Origin of the sequence: Erwinia sp. S43 (assembly GCF_016624745.1) — a bacterium.
In the GTDB taxonomy this organism is placed as follows: domain Bacteria; phylum Pseudomonadota; class Gammaproteobacteria; order Enterobacterales; family Enterobacteriaceae; genus Erwinia; species Erwinia coffeiphila.
In genome coordinates this window covers 364,199-388,479 of sequence record NZ_JACVTX010000003.1, presented here as the reverse complement: position 1 = coordinate 388,479, position 24,281 = coordinate 364,199, and the positions used below count along the sequence as shown (strand labels likewise).

At 54.6% G+C, this 24,281-nt stretch carries 26 protein-coding genes; 12 read left to right on the top strand and 14 right to left on the bottom strand.

Going from position 1 to position 24,281, the window contains the following annotated elements; genetic code table 11:
- Positions 1-14: 14 nt before the first annotated feature.
- Positions 15-614, bottom strand: coding sequence for a hypothetical protein (locus IBT47_RS06090; protein WP_200559782.1), 600 nt, complete (start codon positions 612-614; stop codon positions 15-17).
- The gene (locus tag IBT47_RS06085; RefSeq protein ID WP_234471722.1) at positions 611-844 is read right to left on the bottom strand and encodes a hypothetical protein; all 234 of its coding nucleotides are present in this window, start codon (positions 842-844) and stop codon (positions 611-613) included. Before IBT47_RS06085 ends, IBT47_RS06090 begins: the two co-directional genes overlap by 4 nt.
- 466 nt (positions 845-1,310) lie before the next feature.
- Here IBT47_RS06085 and IBT47_RS06080 point away from each other — a divergent pair, with 466 nt between their 5' ends.
- From IBT47_RS06080 to IBT47_RS06070, 3 genes are all read left to right on the top strand, one after another.
- Positions 1,311-3,689 (top strand): membrane-bound PQQ-dependent dehydrogenase, glucose/quinate/shikimate family, encoded by a 2,379-nt coding sequence (locus IBT47_RS06080; RefSeq protein ID WP_200559780.1) that lies wholly within the window; start codon positions 1,311-1,313, stop codon positions 3,687-3,689.
- Between the two features lie 103 nt (positions 3,690-3,792).
- Positions 3,793-4,605 carry a hypothetical protein gene (locus IBT47_RS06075; RefSeq protein WP_200559779.1) on the top strand — a complete coding sequence of 271 codons (813 nt, stop codon included), beginning with the start codon at positions 3,793-3,795 and terminating at the stop codon, positions 4,603-4,605.
- Between the two features lie 214 nt (positions 4,606-4,819).
- Entirely contained in the window at positions 4,820-5,845 is a 1,026-nt protein-coding gene (locus IBT47_RS06070) for an LLM class flavin-dependent oxidoreductase (RefSeq protein WP_105591565.1), read from the top strand.
- Between the two features lie 116 nt (positions 5,846-5,961).
- On the opposite strand, the gene IBT47_RS06065 is transcribed toward IBT47_RS06070, so the two are convergent.
- The 4 genes from IBT47_RS06065 to IBT47_RS06050 form a co-directional block, all read right to left on the bottom strand.
- Positions 5,962-6,816 (bottom strand): ABC transporter permease, encoded by an 855-nt coding sequence (locus IBT47_RS06065; protein ID WP_105591566.1) that lies wholly within the window; start codon positions 6,814-6,816, stop codon positions 5,962-5,964.
- Positions 6,813-7,646, bottom strand: a complete 834-nt coding sequence (locus IBT47_RS06060; RefSeq protein WP_200559778.1) for an ABC transporter permease — start codon at positions 7,644-7,646, stop codon at positions 6,813-6,815. The genes IBT47_RS06065 and IBT47_RS06060 overlap by 4 nt, the downstream gene beginning before the upstream one ends.
- Before the next feature lie 67 nt (positions 7,647-7,713).
- Complete coding sequence (locus tag IBT47_RS06055; protein ID WP_200544283.1) at positions 7,714-8,853, bottom strand: extracellular solute-binding protein; 1,140 nt, start codon at positions 8,851-8,853, stop codon at positions 7,714-7,716.
- A gap of 29 nt (positions 8,854-8,882) precedes the next feature.
- Positions 8,883-9,932 carry an ABC transporter ATP-binding protein gene (locus IBT47_RS06050; RefSeq protein WP_200559777.1) on the bottom strand — a complete coding sequence of 350 codons (1,050 nt, stop codon included), beginning with the start codon at positions 9,930-9,932 and terminating at the stop codon, positions 8,883-8,885.
- 168 nt (positions 9,933-10,100) lie between these two features.
- On the opposite strand from IBT47_RS06050, the gene IBT47_RS06045 reads away from it, so the two are divergent.
- Entirely contained in the window at positions 10,101-11,120 is a 1,020-nt protein-coding gene (locus IBT47_RS06045; protein WP_200559776.1) for a LacI family DNA-binding transcriptional regulator, read from the top strand.
- Positions 11,121-11,129: 9 nt separating this feature from the next.
- Positions 11,130-11,894 carry an inositol monophosphatase gene (locus IBT47_RS06040; RefSeq protein ID WP_200559775.1) on the top strand — a complete coding sequence of 255 codons (765 nt, stop codon included), beginning with the start codon at positions 11,130-11,132 and terminating at the stop codon, positions 11,892-11,894.
- An 11-nt stretch (positions 11,895-11,905) separates the two neighbouring features.
- Here the strand turns inward: IBT47_RS06040 and IBT47_RS06035 are convergent, their stop codons facing one another.
- The 3 genes from IBT47_RS06035 to IBT47_RS27000 all read right to left on the bottom strand — a co-directional run bounded on the left by IBT47_RS06035 (position 11,906) and on the right by IBT47_RS27000 (position 13,606).
- On the bottom strand, positions 11,906-12,361 hold the full coding sequence (locus tag IBT47_RS06035; protein WP_200559774.1) for a hypothetical protein: 456 nt from the start codon (positions 12,359-12,361) through the stop codon (positions 11,906-11,908).
- 443 nt (positions 12,362-12,804) lie between these two features.
- Entirely contained in the window at positions 12,805-13,461 is a 657-nt protein-coding gene (locus IBT47_RS06030) for a LysR substrate-binding domain-containing protein (RefSeq protein WP_234471721.1), read from the bottom strand.
- Complete coding sequence (locus tag IBT47_RS27000; RefSeq protein ID WP_370569862.1) at positions 13,454-13,606, bottom strand: LysR family transcriptional regulator; 153 nt, start codon at positions 13,604-13,606, stop codon at positions 13,454-13,456. The genes IBT47_RS06030 and IBT47_RS27000 overlap by 8 nt, the downstream gene beginning before the upstream one ends.
- 172 nt (positions 13,607-13,778) lie before the next feature.
- Between IBT47_RS27000 and IBT47_RS06025 the strand changes: the two genes are divergently transcribed.
- A complete protein-coding gene (locus IBT47_RS06025) occupies positions 13,779-14,939 on the top strand; it encodes an alpha/beta fold hydrolase (RefSeq protein WP_200559773.1) in 1,161 nt (386 codons plus the stop codon).
- 37 nt (positions 14,940-14,976) lie between these two features.
- Here the strand turns inward: IBT47_RS06025 and IBT47_RS06020 are convergent, their stop codons facing one another.
- Positions 14,977-15,582 carry a glutathione S-transferase family protein gene (locus IBT47_RS06020; RefSeq protein WP_200559772.1) on the bottom strand — a complete coding sequence of 202 codons (606 nt, stop codon included), beginning with the start codon at positions 15,580-15,582 and terminating at the stop codon, positions 14,977-14,979.
- A gap of 196 nt (positions 15,583-15,778) precedes the next feature.
- Here IBT47_RS06020 and IBT47_RS06015 point away from each other — a divergent pair, with 196 nt between their 5' ends.
- Together IBT47_RS06015 and IBT47_RS06010 are read left to right on the top strand one after the other, a co-directional pair.
- Positions 15,779-16,705, top strand: coding sequence for a LysR substrate-binding domain-containing protein (locus tag IBT47_RS06015; RefSeq protein WP_200559771.1), 927 nt, complete (start codon positions 15,779-15,781; stop codon positions 16,703-16,705).
- A 43-nt stretch (positions 16,706-16,748) separates the two neighbouring features.
- Positions 16,749-17,624, top strand: a complete 876-nt coding sequence (locus IBT47_RS06010) for a GyrI-like domain-containing protein (RefSeq protein WP_200559770.1) — start codon at positions 16,749-16,751, stop codon at positions 17,622-17,624.
- Between the two features lie 156 nt (positions 17,625-17,780).
- On the opposite strand, the gene IBT47_RS06005 is transcribed toward IBT47_RS06010, so the two are convergent.
- Positions 17,781-18,329, bottom strand: a complete 549-nt coding sequence (locus tag IBT47_RS06005) for a flavodoxin family protein (RefSeq protein WP_234471720.1) — start codon at positions 18,327-18,329, stop codon at positions 17,781-17,783.
- Between the two features lie 244 nt (positions 18,330-18,573).
- Between IBT47_RS06005 and IBT47_RS06000 the strand changes: the two genes are divergently transcribed.
- Both IBT47_RS06000 and IBT47_RS05995 read left to right on the top strand, forming a co-directional pair.
- On the top strand, positions 18,574-18,951 hold the full coding sequence (locus tag IBT47_RS06000; protein ID WP_200559769.1) for a helix-turn-helix domain-containing protein: 378 nt from the start codon (positions 18,574-18,576) through the stop codon (positions 18,949-18,951).
- Between the two features lie 245 nt (positions 18,952-19,196).
- A complete protein-coding gene (locus tag IBT47_RS05995) occupies positions 19,197-19,664 on the top strand; it encodes a DUF2846 domain-containing protein (RefSeq protein ID WP_200559768.1) in 468 nt (155 codons plus the stop codon).
- A gap of 276 nt (positions 19,665-19,940) precedes the next feature.
- Here the strand turns inward: IBT47_RS05995 and IBT47_RS05990 are convergent, their stop codons facing one another.
- On the bottom strand, positions 19,941-20,930 hold the full coding sequence (locus IBT47_RS05990; RefSeq protein ID WP_200559767.1) for an aldo/keto reductase: 990 nt from the start codon (positions 20,928-20,930) through the stop codon (positions 19,941-19,943).
- Between the two features lie 26 nt (positions 20,931-20,956).
- Positions 20,957-21,808 (bottom strand): aldo/keto reductase, encoded by an 852-nt coding sequence (locus tag IBT47_RS05985; protein WP_200559766.1) that lies wholly within the window; start codon positions 21,806-21,808, stop codon positions 20,957-20,959.
- Between the two features lie 416 nt (positions 21,809-22,224).
- Between IBT47_RS05985 and yafN the strand changes: the two genes are divergently transcribed.
- Together yafN and IBT47_RS05970 are read left to right on the top strand one after the other, a co-directional pair.
- The gene (yafN, locus tag IBT47_RS05975) at positions 22,225-22,518 is read left to right on the top strand and encodes a type I toxin-antitoxin system antitoxin YafN (RefSeq protein ID WP_200559765.1); all 294 of its coding nucleotides are present in this window, start codon (positions 22,225-22,227) and stop codon (positions 22,516-22,518) included.
- Positions 22,515-22,859: a type II toxin-antitoxin system YafO family toxin gene (locus IBT47_RS05970; RefSeq protein WP_234471719.1), complete on the top strand. Its 345-nt coding sequence runs from the start codon at positions 22,515-22,517 to the stop codon at positions 22,857-22,859. Before yafN ends, IBT47_RS05970 begins: the two co-directional genes overlap by 4 nt.
- 72 nt (positions 22,860-22,931) lie before the next feature.
- Here the strand turns inward: IBT47_RS05970 and IBT47_RS05965 are convergent, their stop codons facing one another.
- On the bottom strand, positions 22,932-24,254 hold the full coding sequence (locus IBT47_RS05965; RefSeq protein ID WP_200559764.1) for a sodium:proton antiporter: 1,323 nt from the start codon (positions 24,252-24,254) through the stop codon (positions 22,932-22,934).
- Positions 24,255-24,281: the final 27 nt, after the last annotated feature.

Genomic DNA, 24,281 nt, shown 5'->3' with positions numbered 1-24,281 from the left:
CGTAGAGCAGCCTGTCAGCAAAATGCCGCGGCCACGTTGCGCAGCTCAGCAAGGCCGCTGAGGTTTTTCTCCTGTACCAGATCCTGATTGATTTTCAGGATCACCGCTTTCACCACATCCGATATTTTGCTGAGGTTTTGCTGCTGCATCAGGGCCGTCAGCTCTGCCATTTGCCGGGGGCTGATCTTCATCGACAGGCGTTTTGATGCTTTCGCCTGTGCCAGTTCGCTGTTTAACAGCGATTTCAGTTCATCCTTTGTATAGCGTCCGCTGATCAGCGCATGCAGGTAATAGAGGATCAGCGTCTTGCTAAACTCCTCGCCAAGGGATTCGTCGATCTTCTGTGTCGCGACGTTAAGAATATCCAGAAAGTGCGCCGGAACTCTGACTTCCAGCGGCTGCCGGCTTTGATCAAACGCCTGTTTGATCTGCGGCGTGCACTGTGCCGGGATAGAAACGACCTGCTGACAACCGTTACAGACGGCCGCCAGAATATTTTTAACCGCGCCGCTGCGATCGCTGAAATCAACATCACGCAGCAGATAGGTTGCCGTTGATTTACCGCAGTTATGACACAGGACGTTCCGTGTATCGCCTTCTTTCACAATCTTCATGATCGTTCTCCTGCTGTGCAGATATGCACGCTAATAAAAATGATGTCCGGTTCTAAAAAAAAGAATTTCACATACCAGCGTTGACCCAGCCGCCAGGGTTTAAAAATGTGGACATCAATACTGCTGTCCTGATGATGCGGCGAGCACTGGTAATGTTCACCGGATGTACCGCCGATAAGGTCAATGACCCATGCTTCACTGACTTGCCCGGTTGCAAACAGATTTTTCACATCAATATTGCCCCGGGTTTGGTGATCGTATGCTCCCTCGGTGAGGCAGTGTATTGCCCTGCGTTTGACGTCCCTGAATCTCATTTTTGCGGCTCCTATTGTGTACGATGCTTTTCGTACTTGCAAGTGTTGTGGATAAATATTGCTCACGGCGAGGATAACGGGAGTGTCAGGGATTTTTGGCCCGGGTTTTGACATAAATTGTTAACAATCGAGGCCGTTCGCAAAACCCAGGTAAAGCCTGCAACGTATGGCGAAGTTTTTGGATTTAAATTCCAAAAATAAACTGCTGGGTGATATTTAAAACTGCTCTTTTGATAAAAATAATTCCGTTGCGGAATTGTTTACGGGTATTACTAAAATTAAATTGTTTTTTTATCTTATTTTTTTAGTTAAATTAATGTGCGTTTACTGTAAGTCTACGTAAATTTAATTGAGTATTTTCGCAACACATTGAGGGATTGTCATGGTTAATAAGCTAACCAGTATAGTCATCGCGATCGTCGGGATCGCCATGCTGTACATGGGAAGTCAGTTGCTGATGGTCGGGGGAACGCCGTTCTACGTCATTATGGCGCTGGGACTGTTGCTGACCGCAGTAACACTGTTTTTGAACAAAAAAATCGCGCTGTCTATCTATGCCGTACTGATGTGGATTGTCCTTGCATGGATGATTTATGAAGTGGGCTTTGATAAGTGGCAGTGGATTCCACGCGGTGACATCATTGGCCTGATAGGTCTGTGGCTGGCGATGCCGTGGGTTGTCCGCCCGCTGTATAAAGCACAGCAGGGCAGCCGCGCCCGCGGTTTCCATCCTTTCCTGGGGACCACCCTGATTCTGATCGTGGCCCTGGTCGTCGGCATGATGTTCTACGATCCGCTGCCGAAAGCGGGTGATATCACCAACGAGCGCAAACCTGTGCAGACCGAGCTGGCAAAAAATGACTGGTCAGCCTACGGCGGTACGACCGACGGCCTGCGTTTTTCCCAGTTAAACCAGATCACCAAAGATAACGTTAATAAACTGGACGTGGCCTGGACCTATCACACCGGTGACCTGCGCGATCCGTCCCAGGACGCCAGCGAATACACCTTCGAGGCGACGCCGCTGAAGGTGAACGGCGCACTGTATCTTTGTACGCCGCATAACGAAGTCCATGCGCTTAACCCGGAAACAGGCGAGCTGAAGTGGAAATATCAGCCGGCGAAAGATCCGTCTTATCTGCAGCAGCACCAGACCTGTCGCGGCGTGAGCTACTACGATGGTTCTGTGGCACCGGCCGATACCACCGCAGCCAGCCCGGCAATCTGCCGTAAACGCATCTTCAATGCGACCACGGACGCACGTCTGGTGGCGCTGGATGCGGATACCGGCAAGCTGTGTGCTGACTTCGGCAACGGCGGCGTGGTGGATCTGCGTGCTAACATGGGCACCATCCGTCCACACGCGCTGATGCAGACGGCTGCACCGCTGGTGGCGGGTAATCTGGTGATTGTTGGCGGTTCCGTGATGGACAACGGCTACAACAGCGGCAACCCGTCAGGCGTGATCCGCGCCTATGACGTGATTACTGGCCGTCTGGTGTGGAACTTTGACCCGGCTAACCCGGAGCTGACCCAGCCGATCGCTGCTGACGCAACCTATCCGCAGGATACGCCGGTTGCCTGGGGCACGCTGAGCGCTGACCTGAAAAACGGTCTGGTCTACGTGCCGTTTGGTAACGCATCCCCGGATGAGCTGGGTATTGAGCGTAATGCCGACAGTAACACCGAGAAGTTCCGCGATACCCTGGTGGCGCTGGATCTGAAAACCGGTGCGTTCAAATGGCGCTTCCAGTCCTCTAAACACGATCTCTGGGACCGCGATAACCCGTCTCAGCCTTCGCTGTTGGATATCGACTATCAGGGCCAGAAACAGCCTGTCGTGATCCTGCCGACGAAAACCGGCAACCTGTTTGTCCTTAATCGCCTGACCGGCCAGCCGGTGTATCCGATTAATCAGGTGGATGTGTCTACGGAAGGCGGTGTGCCGGGCGAGAAGTTCTCTGCCACTCAGCCAGTGTCAAAACTGAACTTCATTCCGGACCCGCTGACTGAAAAAGCGATGTGGGGCCTGACGCCGTTCGATCAGATGGCCTGCCGTATTGATTTCAAATCGCTGCGCTATGACGGTAATCCGTGGACGCCAGCGACCGAACGCGGTTCAATCGTCTTCCCGGGCAATATTGGCGTGTTCAACTGGGGTTCTGTGGCGGTCGATCCTGAGCGCCAGATCCTGATTGCTTCACCGGTTCGTCTGGCCTATAAGTACAACCTGATCAAACGTACGCCAGAAACGGCCGACAAGCGCCTGTTCACCAAAGACGGTACGCCGTACTGGAACGAGAACTTCCAGGGTGACTATGCTATCCACATCCAGCAGCTCTCTTCAAGCCTGGGCATTCCGTGTATTGCTCCACCTTGGGGCCGCATGGTCGGTGTGGATCTGACGACGGGCAAAACCGAATGGCTGCGCCGTGTTGGCACCACTAAAAACCTGAACACCACCTTCCTGCCGGGCCGTTTCCCAATCGGTTTCCCGATGGGCATGGTGGCGCACGGTGGTCCACTGATCACGGCTGGTGATGTGGTGTTCCATGGCGCAACGGCGGATAACTTCTTCCGCGCCTACGACATCAACACCGGTGAACTGCTGTGGCAGACCGAGCTGCCGGCCGGTGGCCAGGCAACGCCAGCGACCTATATGGGTAGCGATAACAAACAGTACGTCGTTATCGCTGCGGGTGGTCACGGTTCGCTGGGCACCCAGCAGGGTGACAGCGTTGTTGCTTATCGTCTGAAATAATTTTTTCAGGCAATATATACAGGCTCGTGCAGCAATGTGCGGGCCTTTTTTAATATTAAAAACAAAACGTTTTATTGACCTTATTACCTTCTGGGATGATCTCATGCTAAAGAAGTTAGCGTTGCCCTTGCTGTTAATCTGCTCGGGTTTTGCCAGTGCAGATGAATCGGACTTTCTCAAACCCCGCAATAACGACGCATTCGATAACTATATGTTGCAGGCCGCCCGCTTTGAGGCCGAGCTGTTTAAACACGATAAACCCTCCGCTTTCGACGCTTACTTTATCGGCCCGCTGAAACCCAGCGAGATCCGCGCCGCTTACGAACGCAACGAACTGGCCGCTAAGAAGAAATACACCAATCACAGTATTCGTATTAAAGGAGAGATTAGCTCCATCAATGAAAATGCTTTTGGCAATGGCTATATCGTTGCCGTTGATCGTGTGTCGCGAATGAGTGCCCTTGAGGGGATCCATTTGCAGATCAATAAAAACGATCCTGTTTATCTGGAGTTAGGTAAAGGCGACAGTATTGATGCTATTTGTCAGGTGGGCACCTATACGTTGGGGATACCGTCAATGAGCAAGTGTTTTTTGACATCATCCATGTTCCGGCCAGAGGTATTTAATAACTTTACTCTTAATCTCATTGGCAATCCGTTGCTGAAAGCGAAAACCATCTCCGTTGAAAATATTGCCAAAATCAAAGTGCGCCCATTATTGAAGACGTTCATTGTTTACGCTTCAAGTTATAAAGATAACGAAGACGGGAACGAGTTGGCCTGTCGTAATGATGATGCCACCTGCGAGGCGGCCTTAATGCATAACATCGAAACGTCAACCAGTGGTTTTCCTGACGCTCATCAACAGGATTTCAACGCTCTGGGTGCGCGCTTGCGTGAGCTGTGGGAAAAGTAAGACAGCCGATCGGATTCGCGGCAATCCGCGCTTTGTTCCTGAGTTCCTTCCTCCCCGGACATAAACCGGAGTCGTGGCGGCGACATTTTTCACTTGTTGAAATTTTTTGTTGTTGATGACGAAAAATGACGGTTTGCGCTGCGTGCTGCATGAGATTTATTATCAATGCATACACTGATACAGCATCTTAAATTTCACGCGGAAGGTAACGATTATGAAAAAGATTGGATTTCTGTCATTTGGTCACTGGACACCTTCACCTCAGTCCGGAACCCGTTCAGCCGCTGATGCGCTGCTGCAATCCATCGACCTGGCGGTCGCAGCTGAAGAGCTGGGTGCCGACGGCGCTTACTTCCGCGTGCATCACTTTGCCCGTCAGCTGAGCGCGCCGTTCCCGCTGCTGGCCGCAGTGGGTGCCAAAACCAAAAAAATTGAAATTGGTACTGGCGTGATCGATATGCGCTATGAGAACCCGCTGTATATGGCTGAAGATGCCGGTGCGGCTGATTTAATCTCCGGTGGACGCCTGCAGCTGGGCATCAGCCGTGGCTCCCCTGAGCAGGTCGTTGACGGCTGGCGCTATTTTGGCTTCCAGCCTGGCGAAGGTGAAACCGAAGCGGATATGGCGCGCCGCCATACCGAAGAGCTGCTGGACGTGCTGCGCGGTGAAGGCTTCGGTAAGCCAAACCCACAGCCAATGTTCCCGAACCCACCGGGACTGCTGCGCCTGGAACCTTACTCTGAAGGGCTGCGCGAGCGCATCTGGTGGGGCGCAGGCTCTAACGCCACCGCCGTCTGGGCGGCAAAGCTGGGGATGAACCTGCAAAGCTCAACGCTGAAGGATGATGAAACCGGCGAACCGTTCCATATTCAGCAGGCGAAACAGATCCGCGCCTACCGTGAAGCGTGGAAGGAAGCAGGGCACACCCGCGAACCGCGCGTGTCGGTCAGCCGCAGCATCTTTGCGCTTATTAACGATATGGACCGCGCCTACTTCGGTAACAGCGGTGCAGAGGGCGACAAAGTCGGCTATCTGGATGAGAAAACCCGGGCGATCTTTGGCCGCAGCTATGCCGCCGAGCCGGACAAACTGATCAAGCTGCTTGAGAAGGATGAGGCGATTGCCGAAGCCGACACGCTGCTGCTGACCGTGCCAAACCAGCTGGGCGTGAACTATAACGTGCACGTGATTGAGTCGATTCTGAAGCACGTTGCGCCGGGTCTGGGCTGGAGAGAATAAAAACATTGCCGGGTTTGCATTAGCCCGGCAAAAGAAACACGCTGGTTAAGCGTTAAGTATCACTCTTTCGCCCCGGTCGGAATCTGTTCCGTCGGGGCGATGTTTTATCCCGCCTGCTATTTACCTATCTTCGACAGCATTTCCGGCCGCATAAATTTGTGGATCACCAGCATAAACAGTAAAGACGGCACCAGCAGAATCAGCGCGGTAATCGACGATATCTGGTAGTTACCCGACATGCTGGCGTTAAACAGCAGCAGCGGCAGGGTGGAGATATCCGGCGCACCAACAAAGAAGGTGCCGGTGAACTCGTCCAGTGATTCAAGAAAAACAAAAATGCTGGCGGCGATAATCCCCGGTGCCGCCTGCGGCAGCACGATATGCCAGAAGGTGTAAACGGGTCCGGCACCGAGATTACGCGAGGCGCGAGCCAGCAGCGGATCAACGGCGGCAAAGGCCGCTACGCAGATCCACACCGAATACATCAGACCGTGAACGCTGTGTACCAGCACCACGCCTGCAATCGTCCCGTTCAGCCCCCACTGATAGAACAGCCGCGCGATGTTCATATACACCGTCAGATTGGGGAAAGCCTGAGGGATCAGGAACAGCAGCATAAACGCCACCCGCAGCGGCATCGCCCGGCGCGAGAGCGCATAGCCAGCCGGAATAGAAATCAGCAGGCACACCAGTACTGACAGCACGGCAATAAACACGCTGGTCAGCAGCGATCCCGAAACATCGCTGTACGGGCTGAACACCTGATACCAGTATTTCAGTCCCCACTGGCTGGGCAGGCTGTGCGGGAAGAACCAGCTTTCCGCCACCGTCCAGATCAGCAGGTTAAGCAGCGGCCCTGCCATAATCAGCAGCATAAATACCAGCAGCAGCGTTTGCAGCGGCAGGCTGAGGCCAAATCGCCTGCGTTTTTTCAACGGAATTGCTGCGTCTTTCAGGATAACGTCTTTCATGCTTCGCCTCCTTTCTGGCGCAGGCTGTGGCGCAGATAAAACCAGGACAGCGCGCCACAAATCAGCAGCGATACCACGCCCAGCGCGTTAGCCACGGCGTAGTCACTGTAGGAATTCACCCGGAAGGCCATATCCACGGTGATCATCGTCGGCGTGCCGGTGCCGATCATCATTGGAACGGAAAGCACCGACATCATAGTGACGGTGGAGAGTACCAGGGCCACGCCAATAGCTGGCAGCACCTGCGGCAGAATAATGTCAAACAGAATACGCGGGCGGGAAGCGCCCAGATTGCGTGCCGCCAGAATTTGCGGCTGATCCAGTGCGGCCATCCCGCCGCAAATCAGCAGAGTGGCAAACGCCAGCTGCTTCCAGACAAAGGTAATAATAATGCCCTTCCATCCCAGCCAGGAGACGGTTTCCAGCGGGGTCAGCAGGTCGGCAGAAACCAGCGCGTTGTTCATCAGGCCGTTTTTTGCCAGGAAGGTGCGCATCATCTGCGCGGCAACGATAAAGGGAATAAACAGCGGCAGGCGGTATAAAAACGCCAGCGTACGCACAATCGGGCGGCAGGGCGATAAGGTAATCACCGCCGACAGCGTGATGGAGAACAGCGCCAGCAGGGCGACGGAAATCAGCACGATAACCAGCGTAAACAGAATATCGCCGGAATAGAGCGAGTAAACCTTACGGAAATGGTCGAAGGTGAATTCGTGTGCATCGCGGGTAAAGGCGGCAATCAGCGAAAAACCGAGCGGATAGAGAAACAGCACGGCAATCATCAGCGCCGCCGGGGCGACCAGCAGCAAATATTTCAGCGAAATACGCATAGCAAACCTGACATCAGCAAGTAGAAAAGCTCAGGGCGGCAGGCCGCACCTGAGCATCAGAAGTCAATCAGTTAGAAACCTGGCTCTCATAGCCTTCTTTGATGTCGTCAAAATACGGAGTGATAGGGAAGCTCTTACCGTATTCTGCCAGCGCCTGCGGGGAGATTTCAGCAAACAGCTTCTGCCACGTGGCCGCATCCAGCTTCGGTTTTACGTGCTCGGCATCAATGCCCGGATACCAGTTAAACTGCTTCACAATGCCTTCTGCCTGGATTTCCGGGCTGGTGGCCAGTTCGATAAATTCCCGAGCCAGCTGCGGCTGAGCCGCTTTTGCTGGCGTGACGTAGTACATCGGCTGCCCCGGCATACCCGGTGCCAGCAGGGAAAGCTTGATTGACGGTGGCAGCTTGCCCTGATCTTTCCAGCTGTAGAACATATCCACCCACACCGGGCCCATGCTGATTTCACCACGGCTCAGCATATCCAGCGTTCCCGCGTTGCCCGGCGTAAAGGTCACGTTCTTATTAAACGCCTTCAGCTTCTGCCAGGCTTCTCCCCAGTTTTTCTCCACGCCCTTGTCGTAAGGCAGGGAGGAGAGGCGCTGCGCATCGGTGCCGTAGGCGTAAATCCAGCCTGCGACGAAGCTGACGCCGGACATGCCGTTTTTAATACCGTTATAGCCGAACGCCTGCGGATTTTTTGCCGCCCAGGCAACCAGCTCATCGTAGGATGCCGGTGGCGTTTTCACCGTGTCGCTGTTCCAGGCGATGGCGGTCTGGCTTAAGAACATCGGCATGACGTAGCCGTCCACGTTTACACCCAGCGCGTTCTTAGCGTTGTCGGCGGTCACCATTGAGCCGGTTTTAATCTGCTGGCGATATTTCTCCAGCAGCCCTTTTTCCACCAGTTCGCCACCGGCTTTCTGATGCACCACGGCAACGTCGATATCCCAGGTTTTCGCGCCGCTTTCTTTCTGTGCGCTCAGCTTTTCAATGATTTTGTTCGATCCGGCATCGCCAGGACCCGTACCCACAACCTGAACCTTAACCCCCGGATGCGCGGCTTCGAACTTCGGCCCCAGCCAGGTTTTAACGTAGTCCACCATATTCTGATCGCCCGCGGTGGCAACGTTCAGGATGGTGTCGGCCTGTGCGCCGTAGCTCAAAAACAGGGCAACAACAACGGCCGCTTTGCTTTTAGTAAACATGGTTTTTCCCCAGGATGAAAACGATGGAATTAACGAACATGAGATGAAGTAAAAACGTGCAGTGCCGAAGCCGGAACGTGCAGTCTGACCGGCGTTTGCGGCGGCCAGCAGATACCGGCATCTGCCAGCAGCAGATGGTTATTACAGCGCACGCTGTGGCGATATAAATTGCCAAGGAACGCGCTTTGCTCAACTACGCCCTCGACGGTCAGGCCGCTGTCTTGCGGCGTGCAATTTAATTCAGACAGACCGGCATCGGCACTGCGGAAATAAACGATTTGCTGCTGACTGGAGGCGGATAAATAATTGCCGTTAATATGCAGAGCCATGTCTGCACTGGCCTGAATATCGTTGAAGGATAATTTGTTATCGGCACCCATAAAATCGGCGACGAACGGCGTCGCAGGGCGTTGATAAATATCTTCCGGCGTACCAATTTGTTCAATTTTGCCCTGGTTCAATACCGCGATGCGGTCGGCCATCACCAGCGCTTCCTGCTGATCGTGGGTGACAATTAATGAGGTAAAGCCCAGTTTCTTTTGCAGCGCTTTTATTTCATGGCGCACGTTAAGGCGGACTTTGGCATCCAGATTGGATAACGGTTCGTCCAGCACCAGCACGTCCGGTTCAATGGCCAGCGCTCGTGCCAGTGCCACGCGCTGCCGCTGGCCGCCGGACAGTTCGGTCACTTTCATCTCCGCCAGGCCGCTTAAATTCACGATGTGCAGCAGTTCGTTGACCCGGCGGTCAATATCATCACGCCGCCATTTCCGCAGCTTCAGGCCGTAGCCGATATTTTTTGCTACCGTCAGATGCGGCCAAAGCGCATAGCTTTGAAATACCATGGTGATATTGCGCTGTTCCGGCGCGCTGTGGGTAATATCTCTACCGGCAATCGAAATATCGCCAGCGTTAACGTTAATAAATCCACATAGCGCATTTAATAAGGTGGTTTTACCGCAGCCGGACGGGCCGAGCAGGGCGATCATCTCGCCTTTCTCTACGGCCAGATCGATATTATGCAGCACCACTTTTTCACCGTAGCTGATTTTCAGCCGGGAGATAGTTAAATAACTCATGTCCGTTTCCGCAATCTCTGTTTGCTGGCATTTTTTTGCTTCTGTGAACACGTGTTCATCTTGATGTAAAAAAAATGCAATGTTGGCTCGACATTATGTGAGCCTACTTTGTCGTGTCTTTGTGACAATTTAATTAAGGGCGAAAACTTTTTTGCGAGGGAACCCGTTTTGACATCGTCGTTACGTAAGCAGAGCGTTACCGCTCAGGACGTTGCCCGCCGCGCGGGTGTTTCGCGTGCGGTGGTTTCCCGCGCGTTGAGCAACAACGGCAGTATCTCGCCGGAAGCCAGGGAACGGGTGCTGCGCGCCGCAGAAGAGCTGGGCTATCAGGTGAATTTTCTGGCTCAGGGGCTGAACCGGCGACGCAGCCATCTGATTGGGGTGATTGTTTCGCGCATTGGCGATCCGTTTCGCAGCAGCCTGCTGGACGGGCTGCTCAGTGAAATTCAGCGGCGCGGCTTTCAGGCGCTGGTGGCCGAAATTCGCAGTGAAGCGGATCTGGCCGAAACGCTGCGCCGCTTCACGCAGTTTCGGGTGTCCGGAGTGATCGTCACTTCCGGTAAGCCGCCGGAAGCGCTGGTGAATGAATGCGTTGAACAACAGATCCCGGTGGTGGGCATTAACCGCCAGCCGGATATCCCGTTTGTGGATTACGTTTGCTCGGATAACGCTGCGGGCGCAATCCTTGCGGCGGAACAGCTGTATCGGGCCGGTTGCCGACGATTTGGCTGGTTAAATAATCAGGATTCCACCTGGGCGGGCAGGATGCGCGGTGAAGCATTCCGGCTGGCACTGGCCGATCTGGGCATTGATACCGAATATGATTTACTGCCGCTGATCGCGCCGGAAGAGGGCTATGACGGAGGGTTGCGGGCAGCAGCCGGTCAGGACGTTGACTCACTGGGTGTCTTTTGCGCGAACGCGCAGCTGGCGCTGGGTTTTCTTGACGGTATGAAGCAGCGCGGCAGGCAGGCCCCGGAAGATTTTCAGCTGATCGGCTTCGACAACACGCCGCAGACCGCGCAGCTTAGTTATCAGCTCACCACACTCCATCAGGACGTCGCTGAAATTGCCCACCAGGCTCTCGCCTGCCTGCTGGAAAGAGCCAGCGACCCACAACGACCTTCACGTACCCTCTGGGTGAAGGTGGCACTTATTCACCGGCGCACGTCGCCATCCATCATATAAGGGCAAGGCATGACCGAAGAGCAGCAACAGTCATTGTGTACGTTGATTCGACAACTGGGTAAGCAGGCGCAGGTGCTGCGGGATGCGGGGCTAAAAGTTGACAAAAAGGCCCGCCAGGATTTTGTTTCCCATGCGGATCTGTTTGTGGAAGAGGAAATCAAAGGGTGGCTGCAGGCGCATCGGCCTGAGGACGGTTTTCTCGGCGAAGAGAGCGGCCTGCAGGGCGGGGAGCAGGGGATCTGGGTGATCGATCCGATTGACGGCACCACTAACTATATTCTTGGTATGGATTACTGGTGCATCTCACTGGCTTACGTCCGCAAGAATGTCGTCGATATGGGGATTATTTACGCGCCGGACCGCAATGAGTTTTTCTTCTCCCGCCGCGGGCAGGGCGCTTTCCTCAATGAGAAACGACTGCGCCTGCGTGAGCCGGATGCGGAGGCGGTGGTCGTGGGGCTGGGCCGCTCCAGCCGCGCGCCGGTGGAAAGCTACAGCCGCACCATTGACGTGCTGCTTAACGCTGGCATTGAGTATCGTCGCTTCGGGGCGGGGGCGCTGATGCTGGCACATGTCGCCGCCGGGCAGGTACATGCCTACTACGAAGAGCATATGAACAGCTGGGATGCGCTGGCGGGAATGCTGCTGATTGAAGAAGCGGGAGGGAAAAGTAATGCGTTTCTTGAAGACAACGGCCTGCTGAATGGAAACCTGGTGCTGACGGGCTGTGTTGATGTGCAGCAGCGGCTTGCCAGACTGCTGCACACGGGATAATCAAACGCGGGTTATTCCTTCTGCGCCTGAATGCCGGCGGCAATTTTCTTAGGGTCGAATTCGTATTTATTGATCGCTGCCGCCAGCCATTCTGCATCGGTCATTGAGTCACTTCGCTCAACAACTTCGAGGAAGCTGGCCATTGGGGTGTTGAACGAGGTGCCGTTTACATAGACCGGCACCGTGCCGCCCGGGCTGTTGGTAATACGGAACAGCGGTTTTTGATTCTGGTCAACGCACCAGTTATCGATAAGTTGCGCGTTCTGGTTGTAGCAATACTTCACCACCATCGGATAGAGATAGCGCTCCATATTCAGGTAAACGCCACCGCCCGGAAACGGCATGCGTGTTTTGGTGCTGTAATTTTTTTCAAGATATTCAATTGCACCGCCTTTCTTTTCATTCCCCAATTTCAGCGAGCAAGAACACAGTAAAAAGCTAAGGATTAAAACAGAAAAAATTTTCATAAATAATGACGTCTCTTCAATAAAACTGCGTATCGTCCATAAAATTCCCGGCCTTAAGGCGAGCGGAAATATCCCGCTACCTGAAGGCAGAAAAGGTATTATTGAGGTAACTTGATCTGTGTTTTAATTGTGCAAAGTGGTTGCGCGGCAGGCTATCACTTAAACCACGTAAATGTAATGGGTTCTCCTTAATCAATATTTCCGTAATGAAGTCTATGCCTGACTTTTAAATTAATCATCTGTAATTAGATGATTACGTCGGCATGGGCAGAGATCTGGCGTCATTGTACAGAAAATCAATCGCGGTTAAAGATAAATGTAAATTTATGTTTAACCGACGTTGTACAGTAGTACCAGTGGGTAATAGAAACACGGTAAGTGTGGATTCCTGAACCCTGGGACAGGATTATTGGCCTGCTGATTACAGGGAATTAGCAGCCGGTTTAATTCTTACCGCCAAATAACCTTTCATGCCACTCTGCAAATAAATCCCGGATAAATAGCATGGTCACATCAATGCGCGGGACGCGCCGAATATCGCTGTGGGTAATCAGATAAATATCCTGAATGAGCCGCTCTTTACCGACCGGAATCAATTGACCCGCAAGAAAATCGGGCAGCGCCGTTAATCCAGCTCCGGCTATTGCGGCTTCCAAATGCCCCTGCAACGTTGAAGCGGTAAAAGGCGAATGCGCGGATGGCAGCTGGCCCGCAAGCCACTGCGGCAGCGGCATATCCTGGAGCGTATCATCCCAGCCAACCATCTGATGGTCTGCACCCTGTGCCGTTATTTCTGTCGGGTGCCTGGCCAGATAGGCGGCGCTGGCATACAGGCGGGTAGTCATCTGGCCGATACGTGAAACGATAAACTGACCGTGCTGTGGCCGGGAAAGGCGAATGGCAATATCCGCCTCCCGCCGGGTGAGGTTAGCTATCCGCATGCTGGTCGCCAGCTCTATGCGCAGTTGTGGATAGCGGCGCTGGAAATCGGGCAGCGCGGGGATCAGCAGATGGTTGGCAAAATTCTCCGGCAGTGCAATACGCACCGTGCCTGATACTTCCTGCGCGAAGCTGGAACTCTGCCTGAATGCGTCATTCATTGCGGATTCGGCACGCTCTGCATGGATCAGTATGGCCTGTGGTAAGAACATAGCCCTGAGGGCTGCGCTGAAACAGTACGGTGCCGAGATCCTGTTCCAGCTGCTCGATGTGCCGGGCCACGGAGGAAGGGGCGATGTGCAGCACCTGTGCGGCCGCCGTCAGCGTACCCAGGCGTGCCAGCGCAAGAAAAACGGGAATTTACTTCCAGCCTGCCATTTTCGAATTTTCGAAATCCATCATCGCTTTTTGCCCGTACATTTACCAATTTTGCAAAGATACACTCTCTGTACTCGGAATGACAACAGGGGATATGACGATGAATTATCAACAAATCGGCTGGAAGGAATTAACCGCCATTGATGGCCCTCGCGGCGAGCAGACGGTCAGCAGGGTCAGTGAAACCTCGGCGATCATTGCGGAAACGCTGATTGAACATGCTTTTGGTACGGTGTTTGCCGCCTCTACGCTTTCGCGTCGGGAGCGGGAACTGGTGACTCTGGGGATGCTCGCCGCGATTGGGGGAGCGGAGCCGCAGCTGCGCATTCACCTTGAGGCAGCACTGCGCGTGGGGGCCGATCCTGACGAACTGATTGCCCTGGCGGAACATGCCTCGGTATATGTCGGCTATCCTCGCGCGCTGAACCTGCTGAACGCCACGCGCACGGCGTTAACCGAAATGGAGCGCTTTCAGCCGCTGACCGCCGGTAAATTCACGCTGGACGATCACCAGACCCGGCTGTATGACAGCGGCGGCGACCGGCCCGTTCTGGTACTGATTCATGCCCTGGGCCTGGACTGGCGGATGTGGCGGGAGGTCATTCCACTCCTTACCGAGCGTTTCCGGGTGGTTGCCTACGATCTGCGGGGCTTCGGTGCGGCGGCGGCGGCACCTGTCGCGAACGGTCTGCAGGATTATGCGCGGGATCTGGCCGCCGTTCTGGATCGGCTTGGCATCCGCCAGGCGCATATCGCCGGTTTGTCGCTGGGCGGCTCGATTGCCCTGCAGCTGGCCTTAATGGCACCGGAACGCTTCCTGACGCTGACCATTATCGCTGCCACCGCCTGGGCGTTTGACGCTTTCCGCCAGCGTGCCGGTGCAGCAGAAGAGCAGGGGATGGATGCCCAGGTGGCCCCCAGCCTGACGCGCTGGTTCCGCCCGGACGATTTAGCGGTAAATGGCTGGGCGGTGCGCTATGCACGGGACAGCGTGCAGCGCGCCTTTGTGGCCGACTGGAATGCCGGCTGGCTGGCGCTGGCCGCTATTGAAACCGGCACCCGGCTGGCGGAAATTGCTGTTCCGGCACATATCATTGCCGGGGAACAGGATGCCTCCACGCCGCCCGAGCTGATGCAGGGGATGCTGGCAATCCCCGGAGCCAGCATGGAGGTTATCGCCGATGCGCCGCATATGATCGCGCTCACCCACCCGGATGCGCTGGCACAGGCGATTCTGCGTGGTACGGCCAAGGGCAGATAACGGCGGATAAAACCTTTGCCACCATATCTGCACGGGATCAGCCGTGAGGATAGCGTTGAAACGCGGGTTGTGTTTCAAAACGTGCGTTGATCCGCTGAATGGACGGGAATTCAGCGGCCGCGACCACAGCAGGGATCATCTGCTGAATAAAGGTCCAGACCACCGTACTGCTGATGGCCACCTGATCGGCTTTTTCGCCGAACTGACGTTTTTCAAGTGCACGATCCCATTCCCGGCAGGCGGCCAGCAGCTGCCGGGTCACCCGTTCAATCCACGGCTGATGCTGTTTCTCCGACGGGCGAAGATGATGCTCATACACATGCTGCACGGCTTTCTCGCTGGCCGCCAGGATCAACCCGAGCAGCCGTAAGTCCTCTGCCAGAGCCTGCGGCCGCTGCGGCAGCAGTTTGTGCGAGGCGTCGGCAACCGCTTCAAAATAGTGAAGAATCAGCGTGGAATCCATCAGCGCGGTACCGTCGTCGAGCACCAGGGTTGGCGCTTTCACCACCGGATTCTGCTGCGAAAATTCCTCAAAGGTACTGAATACCGAAAGCGTCTGGCTTTCAAATTCAATGTCGTACAGCGCCAGTGAAACGGCGACGCGCCGCACATAGGGGGAATCCATCATGCCAATCAGTTTCATTACCGCTCCGGGTTTACACATTCGCTAAGACCCCTAACTTACCGTAAATTTTTCCGTGCGATAATCAGCGCTTTCTAACGGCTTTGGTCAGTTTTGGTTACATCAAGGCGGCGGGGTAGTCGCCGATAACCTGTTGAAAATGCGGGGTGCATGATAAGTTAACCCGTATTGCCGGATAATCATTCAGGAGTTGCCGATGTCAGGTTTTCCCCCCATTGCCAGTTTGCGCAGCCTGGAAGCCGTTGCCCGTTTGGGCAGCGTGACCCGGGCAGCAAAAGAGCTTTGCGTGACGCATTCGGCTATCAGCCAGCAGATCAAACAGCTCGAGGAGCTGATCGGCGTGAGGCTGTTTATCCGTCACGGTCGTGGATTACAGATCAACGAGGCGGGCAGGCTTTATGCACTGCATATTCGTGATGCGCTGAGCCGCATCAGTGATGCCACCCGTCTGGTGCAGGTTAATCCGCGAAAATCAGAACTGACCATCGCCACCGTGCCGTCATTTGGCAACCACTGGCTCACGCCAAGGCTACAGCGTTTTCGACAGCTGCACCCGCATATAACCCTGCGCCTGACGGTGAGCCTGACCGTTAACGATATCGCCGAACATCCCAGTGATATTGTTATTCGTATGGGCAACGGCGACTGGCAGGGCGTGGAGTGCCGGTATCTCTTTGGCGACGAACTGATTGTGGTGGCTTCACCGACATTTAACGGCGGACGGCTGCCCGCCACGCCGGAAGATGTGGCGGAAAGTCAGATTATTTTCTCGTCGGAGTCCTGGAAAACATGGTGCAGCAGCGCCGGGCTGGGTGCTGAAATCCTGCCTGCGGGGCTGTGCATTAATGACTCCAATCTGGTTCTGGAGGCGGTAAGGCGCGGGCAGGGCATTACGCTGGAGCGGCGCACGCTGGTGCAGGATGCGCTGCTGCGCGGTGAACTGGTACAGCTGACCCGTTTTCGTGGCGACTACCCCTGGTCATACTGGCGGGTGACGCCGCTGCACGCTGAGAAACCGGCGGAAGTGGCGCTGTTCAATGTCTGGCTGGATGAGGAAGTGGCCGCGTGGAAGCTTCAGCAACAACAGCTCCTGGCGCAATGTCAGCAAGATCCGTCAGGCTGACTGCCCGCTGGCTGTGGAATAGTGGTTGCTCAAGGAGAATGTGATGCCAGACGATAAAATTGAAGAGTATCGCCGCCGCTTTGACGGGGTGTTTGCCTATATTGAGCGCCATCTTGACGATGTGCTGCTGCTTGAAAAGTTGAGTGCGGTGGCACATTTTTCGCCGTATCACTTTCACCGGCAGTTCGCCGCCTGCTGTGGGGTGACGCCGTGGCGATATATTCAGCTGATGCGGCTGAAGCATGCTTCGTACCGGCTGGCATTCAACTCTGCGGAAAAAATCACTGATATCGCGCTGGATGCGGGCTTCCAGCATTCGGAGTCGTTCAGCCGGGCATTTAAGCAGATGTTTGGCATGACCCCGAGTGAATTTCGCCTGCAGCCTGCCTGGGTAACCTGGCACCAGCGTATGCCACAGCTAAATCTGAGACGGAGAGAGAAAATGCCCGTTGAAATTAAAACATTTCCGGCAACGCAGATCGCTATGCTGACCCATCGCGGGCAGCACGAGCGTATTAACGAAACGGCGGCGCGCTTTATTGCCTGGCGTAAAACTACCGGATTGTCGCCGGTACTCACCAGCCAGACGTTCGGCATTGCGCCGGACGATCCGGCCACCACCGATCCAGAGGTATTTCAGTTTCATATCTGCGGATCGGTTTCCGAACCGATTCCGGAAGATAATCCATTTGGTGTGGTGAACGGCACGATCCCCGGCGGTCGCTGCGCGGTGCTGCGCCACTGCGGATCGCACGATGCATTAACCGAGCTGGCACAGCAGCTTTATCGCGACTGGCTGCCCGCCAGCGGCGAGGAGCTACGCGATTTTCCGCTGTATATGCACTATATGAATTTTGTGCATGAGGTGCCGGAGCATGAGCTGGTGACGGATATTTATCTGCCGCTGAAGACGTTGTAGTAAGGGTAAGGTGCACAGGATTTAATTCGATGCTGATGCTGATGCTGATGCTGATGCTGATGCTGATGCTGATGCTGATGCTGGCCGCAGCATCGAATCTGCCTGGCGGGTAAGTGAAGAATGCCCCGCCTGCTTAACGCGGCGGGGCACTGCCTATCAGTTAAAACGCCGGGCAACAGATGCCACGCGCTCACCGAATTTCACTGCGGTTTCCAGATCGCCGGAGGCAATCTTATCCGCGCCCGCGTCTGAAGGCGACTGCACCAGCAGGCCCACGGAGCCGCCGAGGTTGTTCACGTCTTCGCGCGTTGAGGCCAGGGTATTGGCCGGAGGGAAGCCGAGGCTAACCCAGATCCCGCCGTGCTGTGATGCCAGCGTTTGCAGGTACTGCAGGGAGACCTGCTTGTCGCCGTTCAGGCTGGCGCTGTTGCTGAAACCAGCGAAGATTTTATCCTGCCAGCCGCGGGTGAACCAGATTTTGGATGAAGCATCTGCGAACTTTTTGAACTGCCACGGCACGCTGCCCATATAGGTTGGTGCGCCAAAGATGATCGCTTTGGCCTCGTTCAGTTTCTGCCAGTCGCTCTCCTGGATATCGCCATTCTGGTCAACGGCAATCAGTTCAGCCTGTGCGCCCTCGGCCACTTTCTCTGCCACCAGCCTGGTGTGTCCGTAGCCAGAAAAATAAACCACCGCAATACTCATGATAGATCCCCTTGATTAACAATCGTTATTCGGTCCGGCCCGTGAGCGTTTAAGCCCCGGCCAGAAACCTCATCCACAACACTTTCTGAATTCAGCGCGTTCGCGTATGGCTTTGCTATTTCTTGCGCCTTAGTATCCAATAGAAACCACCTGCAAGTTATACCAGCGTTGTTTACAGCGCGGAAGAAGGCACTTTATCGCCACTACGTTTCCAAAAGGAAACCGGCATTAGAGGAATAAGCATATGAATAAAGAGCATTTAGCCTGGGATGTGTACAGCAATCAGTGCCCGACTCGTGAGGTGCTGGCCAGGCTGGCGGACAAATGGGCGCTGCTGATTCTGGGCCGGCTGGAAAGTGGCCCGGTGCGTTTTAACAACCTGCGCCGCGATGTACAGGGCATTTCACAGAAGGTATTAACCCAGACGTTGCGCAAGCTGGAGCGCGACGGCCTGATCGCCCGCCAGGTTTTTGCTACCGTGCCGGTCACGGTGGAATACAGCATCACCCCGCTGGGCCAGACGCTGACCAAAACCGTTTCGGTACTGATGCACTGGGCGGAAAAGAATATGGATGCGGTGCTGGCGGCGCAGGCGGCTTATGATGCGGCGAATGTGCGGTGAGTCAGTTAATGATAAATACTACTGAACTAACTGGGTGTGTTTTCGACGGCTGAAACAGTGGTGTAGATGCGCATGGAAAGATGAAACTGCGGACATGATATGCTGCCCGGTTTTAAGATTTGTGATTTTCGATCGGCAGAGGGGAGATTGAATTTACATTTTGTTTCGTTGCATTTCAGTAGTGACACACTTGTTAAATAAGATTATTCTTATCGCGTTTTTTTTCTTAACGCTATGAGAATCCGATGAATAAAATAATCTTCGCAGCTTTAATTCTTTCCTCAATGCTCCTTGGCGGTTGTGCATCAGTCCCTCTGGCCAGCCATGCTGAAAATGCGACGGCTAAATCATTTCCTAAACCAGATGATGGTAATGCGGGTCTGTATGTCTACAGAGACAGCTTTGTTGGGAAAGCATTAAAAAAAGACGTTTATCTTGATGGCCGCTGCGTCGGAGAAACTGCCGACAGAGTCTTCTTCTATCAGCAAATATCAACCAACCAGCCTCATGTTCTGGGAACTGAATCCGAGTTTTCCCCCAATAACCTGACGCTCAACGTAACCCCAGGGAAGAATTATTTCGTTCGTCAATATATCAAAATGGGTGTTTTCGTAGGGGGAGCAGGATTAGAGCAGGTTCCAGAAAGCGAGGGGATGCGAGTCGTGTCCAAGTCGGAAGTTAAGTTAGCTTTACCGGGTAAATGCGATAACTAATCGGCTGCGATAGTAGGCAACGGGCATCCAGCCCACTTACGTGGCTGGGTGTTGCATTATCGTTCTACGTCAACATGAAGCGAAGCCCATTATTTTCAAATCGTCACACTTCTCTGGTCAAATAATCTAACCATACTATCGTAAAAAACAGGATTGTGTAGGGGCGGAAAGGGGGACTGCAAGAGACCCCTTTGAAGAAAATGTCTGAAGAGTTCATAGGTTTAAGGCGGGCGAATCGTTAACGTTGCGCTACGACAACGCTGCTGTCGCTGAATTTTAGCGCCCGACCCTGGCCGCCAGCGCGGCGGGATAGCGTTCGCCGGTGATTTTCACCGTTTCCAGCGCCTGTGCGATCTGGCGGAGCTCATGCTGAGTCAGAGCGACATCCGCCGCCGCCAGGTTTTCATCCAGACGGTGCAGCTTCGTCGTGCCCGGGATGGGCACAATCCACGGCTTCTGCGCCAGTAGCCATGCCAGCGCGATCTGCGCAGGCGTGACGCCTTTTTCTGCCGCGATGTCGGCCAGCAGAACCCGCAGCTGTTCATTAGCTTCCAGTGCGTCGGCGGCAAAGCGCGGCACTTTACTGCGGAAATCGTCGTCGCCAAAGGTGGTTCCTGCTTTAATTGCCCCGGTCAGGAAGCCTTTGCCCAGCGGGCTGAACGGAACAAACCCAATACCGAGTTCTTCCAGCAGCGGCAGGATCTCCTGCTCGGGTTCACGCCACCACAGGGAGTACTCGCTTTGCAGTGCGGCGACCGGCTGCACGGCGTGCGCGCGGCGAATGGTCTGCGCACCGGCTTCCGACAGGCCGAAGTGTTTCACCTTGCCTTCGGCAATCAGATCCTTCACCACCCCGGCAACGTCTTCAATCGGCACATCCGGATCGACGCGGTGCTGATACAGCAGGTCGATAACCTCGGTATCCAGCCGACGCAGCGAACCTTCCACCGCCTTGCGGATGTGTTCCGGGCGGCTGTTTAAGATCTGCTGTTTATTGTCATCACCGAAGGTAAAGCCGAATTTGGTGGCGATGACCACCCGGTCGCGCAACGGTTTTAACGCCTCGCCAACGACTTCTTCGTTGAGATACGGGCCGTACACTTCCGCGGTATCAAAGAAGGTGACACCGCGTTCTACGGCGGCGCGGATCAGTTCAATGGCCTGACGGGTGTCCGTTGCCGGGCCGTAGCCGTGGCTCAGGCCCATACAGCCCAGACCCAGCGCAGAGACTTCCAGTCCGGAATGACCAAGATAACGTTTTTGCATCACGTAACTCCTTATTTGTCAGGATGTTAAACATCAAGTTTACGGCCGGTCAGCCATTCAATTCTCGCCGGGTCGCGGTGTGAGAAGAACGCGCTGGTGGCGGTATCCAGCGCGGTAATTTGCTGCATATCCTGCGGACTAAGCGTGAAGTCTAGGATGTTCATGTTCTCTGCCATCCGCGCCCGTTGTACGGTCTTGGCCAGCGAGACAATGCCGCGCTGGAAGATCCAGCGCAGTACAACCTGGCCCACGCTTTTGCCGTACTGTTCACCGATGGCGGTTAACAGTGGATGCTGGAACAGGCCGTTTCGGCCTTCGGCAAAGGGTGCCCAGGCTTCAGGCTGGATCTCACGGCTCAGCATCCATGGCACCGGGTGCAGCTGTTGGTTGAAGGGGTTAACTTCAATCTGATTAACGGCGGGAACGACCGTGTTAAAAGCGATGAGATCGGCAAGTCGGTCCGGGTGGAAGTTGCTGACGCCGATCGCTCGGATTTTCCCGGCCTGATACAGTTCCTGCATCGCTCGCCAGGCACCGTGGACGTCGCCGTAGGGCTGATGAATCAGATAGAGGTCAACATAGTCCAGCTGCAGCCGATTCAGCGAGCGTTCAAACTGGGCTTTCGCGCCGTCATAGCTGGCATCCTGCAGCCACAGTTTGGTGGTGATGAACAGCTCGCTGCGCGCGATGCCGCTTTGTTTAAGCGCATTCCCGACCTGGGTTTCATTCTGGTAAGACGCGGCGGTATCAATCAGGCGATAGCCGACGTCAAGCGCGTCAATCACAGCGCGCTCGCATTCGGCGGCGTCCGTCATCTGGAATACGCCAAAGCCCAGCAGGGGCATTTCAATGCCGTTGTTCAGTGTTACCGAGTGCATCACGATTTCCCTCAGCGGTGGTCAGAGTGGAAAGCATAACCCGGAGTGATTGATGTGATTAGAGGGGTTAATTTGCTAGGGTTTATGATTTTTTTTCATAAATAATCGCCAGGCCAGGCTCAGGCAGATCAGCTTCGAACCGCCTCCAGCCAGTCGTTGACCGTTTCCGTGGTCTTCCTTTCCTGGTCACACTCCATCACCAGCGGCTTATCACGGCGGGCCGCCGCTGTCAGCGGAACAGTCGCCATTAGAGTAGCTCAGTGTCGGGATAAGATAATGGTGTCAGGCAGGCATGGGTTATGAAGCAGATTCATAGATGATTTGAAGTGACTCCGTGCATCATGTACGGTTCAAAATTGATGTATACTATAATGTGCATTATAGTGTGTATTGTTAAGTACGTTAAAGGGTGGGTTATGGAACGTATTCTTGCGGAAAAATCCATAAATATTACAGAGTTAAGAAAAAACCCGGCGAAATATTTTATTGATGAACCGGTTGCCGTACTGTCAAATAACCGGCCTGCGGGCTATATGGTGAGTGCACGGGTGTTTGAAGCACTGATCGATCTGTTAGAAGAGAAACAGGGCAAAACGCATATTGCCGCACGTTTTCGGCCTACGGCTGAACGCTTGAGCCATATTGCCGATAGTGGGCAGGCGCTATTGGACAGCGCCTCGGATAAGGATCTTGCTGAGTTCACGGAATGAGCATAAGGATTTTTAAATCTGCACTAATCCGCCATCAATTGAGCCAGCAGGAACTGGATGATTTGGTTGCGGATTTTCTAATCTATAAACAGGAAGGTGTATTGCCCGATACGTTTGGTCGGGATGCACTTTATGACGATGATGCCACCTTGCCTCTAGTGAAAGAGGAGCGGGTGGCACATATCCATCTCGCCGATGCAGACTCGCATTTCCCTCATTTTCTCCGCCAGTTCAAACGTACCAGCGATCTTGCTCATCTGGTTTATTGTCAGGGCGCAATGGAGCCTGACAGCTATCTTCTTATTATCATTCTCAAGCCTGAAGCGCATAAAATGGCATGAAATAACAACCATATGCACAAGATTAGTAAAATGGCTGAAGCATTTAGAATGAAATATTGAAAGCGTTAAGCCTCAGCCCTCTTTCCGCTGAAGCATCGCCATTAGCGGCGTGACCGAAATGCCGTGTACCAGCACGCTGGCGGTGACAATGGTCAGGGCGATGTCGATGACCCGGGTGGCATCCGCGCCCTGCATACCGTGGACCCAGGCGTAAGCGATATAGTTCAGGCTGCCGATGCCGCGAATGCCCAGCCAGCCAAGACTGGCGCGATGCAGCAGCGTGGTGCCGGAACGCCAGGTGACAATAAATACGGCCAGCGGACGGATCACCATAAAGATCAGCAGCGCCAGCAGCAGGGCGGGCGCATTCCAGTGGCCGGAGAGCGTTACGCCCAGCACGATGATCAGCCCGGCGGCCAGCAGCCGCTCCACTGTATCGCCAAAGGAGAGCGCATCGCCGATCACCAGGCCGACTGATTTAATCGGCGTGCGCTCCTCAATGCCGTGGCGCGTGTGCGGGTTTATCTGCATCTCTGCCGGAAAATTGTGAATATCTTCCTCTTTGTCAGCGTGCCTTTTCTGCACGCTGATTTCAGCGCTGCGTAGCCCGATACCTGCGGAAAAAGCAGCCAGAAAGCCCGATGCGCTAAGAGACATCGCCAGTGAAAAACTCAGGCAGATCAGCGCCAATGCAACGAAATCACTGGGTGCCATGTCCCCCTGCGCATGGCGGGAACGGGTGGCGATCAGGCCAATAATTCGGCCCAGTGCAAAACCAATCAGCAGTCCGCCTGCCAGTGCCCAGACCAGATCCACACTCAGCCAGGTGAACCACTCCTCCGTGCCGGGCGCTTCTCCGGCATGATACCAGATCAATGCCAGCATCAGAAAGGGTAGCGCCGTGCCGTCATTCAGGCCCGCTTCGCTGGAAAGGGCAATGCGTAAACGGTCACCGTCGCGCGCATCGTTAATCGAAACCAGGCTTGCCAACACCGGATCGGTCGGCGCCAGAATAGCAGCCAGCGCCAGTGACAGCGGCCAGGACAGCCCCGTCAGATAGTGGGCGGCAACCATAATACCGGCGATGGTCAGTAACATGCCGGGCAGGGCCAGCATGATGCCCGTTCTCCAGTAGGGCGAGGTGAGCGGCAGGCGGATTTTCAGGCCGGTAATAAACAGCGATGCCGCCATGGCTATCTCAGTTATCCGACTGGTAAGCGAGGCGTGTTCCACGATATCGAGATTGACGATATCCAGTCCCCAGGGGCCGCAGCCGATGCCCACCAGCAGATAAAGCCCGAATACCGGGATCGGCGCGCGACTGATCCAGCCATATGACAGCGACATTAAAAGTAACAGGCCGCCCGCAGCAGCCGTCCACGCCAGATATCCCATACCTCTCCACTTCAGAATAAAAATTTC

What these genes read in the sequence shown, in the direction of transcription:
- IBT47_RS06090 (WP_200559782.1), bottom strand. Translation starts at nt 614, where the DNA reads ATGAAGATTGTGAAAGAAGGCGATACACGGAACGTCCTGTGTCATAAC.
- IBT47_RS06080 (WP_200559780.1), top strand. Translation starts at nt 1,311, where the DNA reads ATGGTTAATAAGCTAACCAGTATAGTCATCGCGATCGTCGGGATCGCC.
- IBT47_RS06075 (WP_200559779.1), top strand. Translation starts at nt 3,793, where the DNA reads ATGCTAAAGAAGTTAGCGTTGCCCTTGCTGTTAATCTGCTCGGGTTTT.
- IBT47_RS06070 (WP_105591565.1), top strand. Translation starts at nt 4,820, where the DNA reads ATGAAAAAGATTGGATTTCTGTCATTTGGTCACTGGACACCTTCACCT.
- IBT47_RS06065 (WP_105591566.1), bottom strand. Translation starts at nt 6,816, where the DNA reads ATGAAAGACGTTATCCTGAAAGACGCAGCAATTCCGTTGAAAAAACGC.
- IBT47_RS06060 (WP_200559778.1), bottom strand. Translation starts at nt 7,646, where the DNA reads ATGCGTATTTCGCTGAAATATTTGCTGCTGGTCGCCCCGGCGGCGCTG.
- IBT47_RS06055 (WP_200544283.1), bottom strand. Translation starts at nt 8,853, where the DNA reads ATGTTTACTAAAAGCAAAGCGGCCGTTGTTGTTGCCCTGTTTTTGAGC.
- IBT47_RS06050 (WP_200559777.1), bottom strand. Translation starts at nt 9,932, where the DNA reads ATGAGTTATTTAACTATCTCCCGGCTGAAAATCAGCTACGGTGAAAAA.
- IBT47_RS06040 (WP_200559775.1), top strand. Translation starts at nt 11,130, where the DNA reads ATGACCGAAGAGCAGCAACAGTCATTGTGTACGTTGATTCGACAACTG.
- IBT47_RS06035 (WP_200559774.1), bottom strand. Translation starts at nt 12,361, where the DNA reads ATGAAAATTTTTTCTGTTTTAATCCTTAGCTTTTTACTGTGTTCTTGC.
- IBT47_RS06030 (WP_234471721.1), bottom strand. Translation starts at nt 13,461, where the DNA reads ATGAATGACGCATTCAGGCAGAGTTCCAGCTTCGCGCAGGAAGTATCA.
- IBT47_RS06025 (WP_200559773.1), top strand. Translation starts at nt 13,779, where the DNA reads ATGAATTATCAACAAATCGGCTGGAAGGAATTAACCGCCATTGATGGC.
- IBT47_RS06020 (WP_200559772.1), bottom strand. Translation starts at nt 15,582, where the DNA reads ATGAAACTGATTGGCATGATGGATTCCCCCTATGTGCGGCGCGTCGCC.
- IBT47_RS06015 (WP_200559771.1), top strand. Translation starts at nt 15,779, where the DNA reads ATGTCAGGTTTTCCCCCCATTGCCAGTTTGCGCAGCCTGGAAGCCGTT.
- IBT47_RS06010 (WP_200559770.1), top strand. Translation starts at nt 16,749, where the DNA reads ATGCCAGACGATAAAATTGAAGAGTATCGCCGCCGCTTTGACGGGGTG.
- IBT47_RS06005 (WP_234471720.1), bottom strand. Translation starts at nt 18,329, where the DNA reads ATGAGTATTGCGGTGGTTTATTTTTCTGGCTACGGACACACCAGGCTG.
- IBT47_RS06000 (WP_200559769.1), top strand. Translation starts at nt 18,574, where the DNA reads ATGAATAAAGAGCATTTAGCCTGGGATGTGTACAGCAATCAGTGCCCG.
- IBT47_RS05995 (WP_200559768.1), top strand. Translation starts at nt 19,197, where the DNA reads ATGAATAAAATAATCTTCGCAGCTTTAATTCTTTCCTCAATGCTCCTT.
- IBT47_RS05990 (WP_200559767.1), bottom strand. Translation starts at nt 20,930, where the DNA reads ATGCAAAAACGTTATCTTGGTCATTCCGGACTGGAAGTCTCTGCGCTG.
- IBT47_RS05985 (WP_200559766.1), bottom strand. Translation starts at nt 21,808, where the DNA reads ATGCACTCGGTAACACTGAACAACGGCATTGAAATGCCCCTGCTGGGC.
- yafN (WP_200559765.1), top strand. Translation starts at nt 22,225, where the DNA reads ATGGAACGTATTCTTGCGGAAAAATCCATAAATATTACAGAGTTAAGA.
- IBT47_RS05970 (WP_234471719.1), top strand. Translation starts at nt 22,515, where the DNA reads ATGAGCATAAGGATTTTTAAATCTGCACTAATCCGCCATCAATTGAGC.
- IBT47_RS05965 (WP_200559764.1), bottom strand. Translation starts at nt 24,254, where the DNA reads ATGGGATATCTGGCGTGGACGGCTGCTGCGGGCGGCCTGTTACTTTTA.